Origin of the sequence: Polaromonas sp. (assembly GCF_031411155.1) — a bacterium.
Classification (GTDB): domain Bacteria; phylum Pseudomonadota; class Gammaproteobacteria; order Burkholderiales; family Burkholderiaceae_C; genus Polaromonas.
The window spans coordinates 1-4786 of record NZ_JANOAL010000069.1 but is presented as its reverse complement, the minus strand read 5'-3'; the positions used below and the strand labels follow the sequence as shown (position 1 = coordinate 4786).

General features: G+C 59.9%; 3 protein-coding genes. 1 reads left to right on the top strand and 2 read right to left on the bottom strand.

What is annotated here, in order from left to right:
- Window positions 1-63 precede the first annotated feature (63 nt).
- Window positions 64-3339 carry a type I-F CRISPR-associated helicase Cas3f gene (cas3f, locus tag RMO23_RS03945; RefSeq protein ID WP_309678799.1) on the bottom strand — a complete coding sequence of 1092 codons (3276 nt, stop codon included), beginning with the start codon at window positions 3337-3339 and terminating at the stop codon, window positions 64-66.
- The gene (gene cas1f / locus RMO23_RS03940) at window positions 3336-4313 is read right to left on the bottom strand and encodes a type I-F CRISPR-associated endonuclease Cas1f (RefSeq protein ID WP_309678798.1); all 978 of its coding nucleotides are present in this window, start codon (window positions 4311-4313) and stop codon (window positions 3336-3338) included. Before cas1f ends, cas3f begins: the two co-directional genes overlap by 4 nt.
- A gap of 241 nt (window positions 4314-4554) precedes the next feature.
- On the opposite strand from cas1f, the gene RMO23_RS03935 reads away from it, so the two are divergent.
- Window positions 4555-4786: histidine phosphatase family protein (locus RMO23_RS03935; RefSeq protein ID WP_309678797.1), on the top strand; the 232-nt coding region annotated here is incomplete at its 3' end.

The window sequence follows — 4786 nt, the reverse complement described above, 5'->3', positions numbered from 1 at the left end:
GTTCACTGCCGCATAGGCAGAACAGCCGTACATCGGTGCTCAAGCTGGTCAATGACTAGCGAGTTAGCGCCTTCGGAATCCGAGCAGTGGGTGGTACAGCCACCCCTGCTCGTTTTCACTTTTGGGCAAATCAATCGTGCCGAACTGCCGTGCGCAGTCCTCCAGCTTCATGTCCCTGCTGTCAGCCAGCGCAGCCAGTTCTTCGAGATAGTTGCTTCCACCCCATGGAAGAATGCCGTCGCCGTGCGGAAGCTTCATGCAGGTAAAGCGCTTGTCCACTGGGGTTGCAGGAATCCCGTCGTCGTTTACCAGCCAAAAACAAAAATCGTCACCATCATCGGGCAGCAGCACAAACGGCTCCCTGCCCTGGTCGTCGCGTCGAAAGCGGGTGCGTTTTTGCTCAATGGCGGTGTAGTGGCTCAGGGTCTGCCACCAGCGGCGAACCGGGTCAACAAGCGAACCGTCGCCGTCCACCATCATGGCCGCCAGGCATTCGTGCTCCAGGTCCACCAGGCTGGTGCGGGGCTCCAAGAGCTGGTGCGCCATGATGCGCGGCGCGGCATCAATCGCATCGGCCTCTGCGGGGCGCAGCAGTTGGGTCAAGGAGTGGCTGGTCAGCGGAAAATTCTTGCTTTCAAAACCGGGTCGCTGAAAGGCCGGTCTGCCGGGGTTCTCCAATGCGCGCAAATTCGTATCCAGCAACACCATGTTGGGCCGCGCCACCCAACTGGCGCGGTGCCGGCGCACGCGGCCCGCCAACTGAATGATGGCGCGCATGGATGAAGGCTCCACGATGGCCCAGTCGGCATCGAAGTCGCGGCCAACCTCCAAAACGCTCGTGGCCAAAACGATGAAAAGGTGATCTGTCGCCGGGTCGCCATCGAGCAAGCCCCGAATTTCTGCATCCTTGAACACCGCTTCGGGTTGGCCCCTTTGCAGCAAACGGTCTAGCTTTGCCTCGATGGCCGAGCGCACCAGCAAGGGATGCCGCGAGTGGTAAACGCAAAGGTGAATACGCACACCGGGCGGGGCCGTCAGTGCCAGCAAGGCCCGGGCCACGTCAATCAACGGATCAATGTTTGCCATTCTGATCAAACCAAAGCTCACGCCCTTGCCGGTACTGGGATCAGTGCTATGGTTTTGAGAGTCCGCGTGCAAGGCCAGGGATTCGCGCAGCAATACCTGCGCCAGCGCCGGGCGGGTGTCTTCTGGTTTGGCAGACGGCGCTGACCACGCCACGATGCGCGCGCGCCGCCGCAGGTCATCTGCTTGCACGGTGCGCAGGTAAGCCAAGCGCTTTTGCACAAACTCCGTGTGGGCCTGGGCAAAACTGGCTTCGTCGGCATGGGCACTGTCCGTCACCCGGTTTTCGTCGAACCAGGCACAGCACACGTTGAGCGGCAGGCCCGGCACACCCCGGTTGTTCTGAAAAATGCGGCGGCCGGCAAGGTAGGCCGCGAACAAGCCTTGCAGCAGCGCCGGGGGTAAGGTGGCCGAAGACAGCAGCACCCGGCTGCCCAGCAAACCCGCCATGTGGACGAGGCGGGTCAAGGCGTACAGGTCTTCCGGGCCAAAGTCATCGGGCTCATCGAGCACCAAGTCTGAGGTCAGTAGCCGCAGCATGGGAGAGATTTGGTGCCCGCCCCGCGTGCTCTCACAAGCGGGCATGAGGTGATCCACGGTGCAGACCACGACGGGCGCGTTCAAGAGCTTGTTGGCGCTGTCGCCGCGCTGCTGTTTGCTCGCCAGCCATTCACTCAATGGGCCGGGCACCACCGCGCCTTCAAAATGCACATGGGTGTTGTCGGGCAGCAGTTCTTCGGCCGACTCGCTGCCGCCTGCAACGGCTTTTAACTTTTGCTGGTGCTCATAAAGCTGGCGTACGGCCCGCCCACCGACAAGTACGGCCAGGTCATCAGAGTCAAGTCCTAAACGCGAACTCAACGCCTCGCCAGTTTGCAGCGTCAAGGTGCGCAGCCCCAAGGCTATCGTGAAACGTGCGCCGCGCAGCGGGTCGGCCAAAGCGTACATGATGCGGCCATTCGCCAGCGTTTTGCCGCAACCCGTCGAGGCCATGTTGACACCGAAAAAGCCTTGTTGCGCCGCACGGGCTTGCAGGCCTGTTGCCAAATCAAAAGCCTTGTCTTGCCAGCGGAAACGCTCCTCGCTGCTGCGGCGCTTGAAGCCTTTGTGACGGGCAATGTGCGGCAATGTGGCTTGCAGGCGCGGCAGGCTGTGGATGATGCCTTGCGCGCCTTTCTCCACGCCAATCAGGTGCTCATCCAGGCGCTGTTTGAGTTGTCCATCAGGGCCGGTATTGGCATGCGCCATGTAGCTGGGGTCGCCCAATTTTTCGTTTCGCGGGCCGCTGGAGTAGTGGTGGTCAGCCAGCATCAGCCCCATGCGGGCCACATGCATCGCATAGGGATTGCTGGCCAGCCAGTCGCGCTCCACAAAGGCCGGGCGCGCCAGCATGCGCTGCGCCAGTTCTGCCGCACGCTTGCGCCATGCTTGACTTGCATCGGGCAGATGCAGCTTGAATGTCCAGCAGGCTTTCACGCTGGCAGCATCACGGGTCAACGATGAACCGCACCAATTGGCGTCAATGACCGTCAACAGTTTGTCGAACAACTTTGCGTTAATTTGTTTCGCTTGTTGTGGCGGTATCTGGGGCAATCGGTGATGGCTAACCACCAGCCACCCCACCGCCCGCGCCAAGGCGGGCAACTTGCCTAGCGGCGCAGAGTTTCCACCGGTGGTGCTCACGCCGTCTTTATAGAGACGCTCTTTCCATTGCGCATCCGTCATTTCAACCATGCCAGCCAAGCGAGTCAGCCAGCCACGGTCATCATCGGAACCCACTAAAGCCTGAAACAGTCGCAGTGACACCCATTCGTGGCGGTACGGGTCGGCGACCTTGGCGTTTCCTTCAAGCTTGCGCTGGAAGAGAACACTGGCCTTGCCAAAATCATGGAATAGCGCTGCCATGGCGCTGAGCAAACGAATGTCTTCAGCGGTGTGCCAATCGTTCTCATCAGTCTGCCGCAGGATGTTGCGCGTGGTGGTGTTGGTGGGCACCGCGCCCAGTTCATTGAACTGGCTGGCATCACCCACCACCCACATCAGCTCGCTATGGTCTTGCCCGCGAATCCAATGGCAAGCTACGGCAGTGTTGCGCCGTGCGGTTTTTTTCAAGAGCTGACGCAGGGCGTCCAGGCCTTGCTGGGTGATGGGCGTTTGCCAGGTGCGGTCGCCACGCCGTTCGGCAAATTGGTCAAGAATGCGGCGGGTTTCGGTGAGTGCGCGTTTGGTGCATTGGGAGATCAAAAGCACATTCACGGGACTTGCCTTCCCAGCGTCAGGGCCACGTCCTTCAAGGTGTCGATCATGAAGTCCAGGGCTTCGGTGCGTGTGAGCTTTTCAATACAGGCGCGGCGAAAGGCTTGCTCGTCATCGCCCTTCATGGCTGATAAAAAGGCTTGCGGCAGGATCACCGCATCTTTGACCAAATCAGCCACGTCAAACACCAGACCACCCCGCCGCGTTTTGCCATGCAGCACGGCCAGCCCATGTGGCAAACCCAGCACCCAGGTCGCACTGGCGGCCAAGCCATAGGCGAGGTAGTTGCCGTGGTCCAGAAAACGGTTGGCGGGGTCTGAAGCGCTGCCGCGTTTGCCCCGCACAAACTCGCCGTAGTTCACCGCGCGAGCCGCGAATTTATAAAGCTGCTTGGTCAGACGCGCTTCGTCCGTCAGCAAAATGGTTTGATCGGCCGCGTGGTCAATGGCCTGCAGGGTGGGGTTTAGCGCGGCATCCAGCGCAGCCGGGTCTACGTCAAAGCCTTCGTCCCGGAGCAAACGATTGTTTTTCCAGTGGGCACGCACACGCTCGATGCGCGCGCGCTGAAACGCCTTGGCAGCTTGCAGGCGCAAGGCATCGTCAAACCAAAACTTGACCCAGTGCTGCAAATACTCTGTGGGCCGGTATTCGCTTTGCGGCGAAAACCACGCCACTTCGATATCCACTTCGTTTGCGCTGAACAGCGGCGTACCACCCCCGCCACAAAAGCCGACCAATACACCCGCCTTTGCCAGTTCACGCATCGCGGCCTGCGTAACAGAAGTGCCATTGCCGAGCATTACTGTGACCGTGTTGGCGATGGGAATGTTCCAGTACAGCGAACGTTTTCCCTCGTCTGTGACAAATTCAACGCGCCCGCCGTTGACCAACACCCGGCAATGTTCCAGATAGTAGATGTTGGCACGCTTGGAGTGCAGTATCGATTTCAGACTGTTTGGGCTCAGATCTTCCATAAGTGCCTATTCCGGTGATCGTGAGCACTGATTCCGGTCAATCGTGACCGGTTACGCAGTGTGGGGTGTTGCGCGCTCAAATTTTATAGGGGCCGGTCACGATGGGTTTACGTAAATAGTTCACAAGTCCACTCTCGCCGGCAGAGCAGCTTTTAAAGTTGCTCGCAAATTTGCTACAAAAATCATAGCTGCCGTCACCCGCGAGACATGGCTAAAGGTCTGCCGGGCATAAATTCCCCCCATGGGAACCCTTTACCTTGTGCGCCACGGCCAGGCCTCGTTTGGCGCCGATGACTATGACGTGCTGAGCGCCCTGGGGCAGCGGCAAAGCGTGCGGCTGGGCGAGTACTTCAAGGCCAAGGACCTGCAGTTTGACGCGGCCTTCACCGGCACCCTGCAGCGCCAGATCAGCACCTTCCAGGGCATTTGCCAAGGCATGGGTGTAGCGCTTGAAGCGACACCGTGGCCGGGCC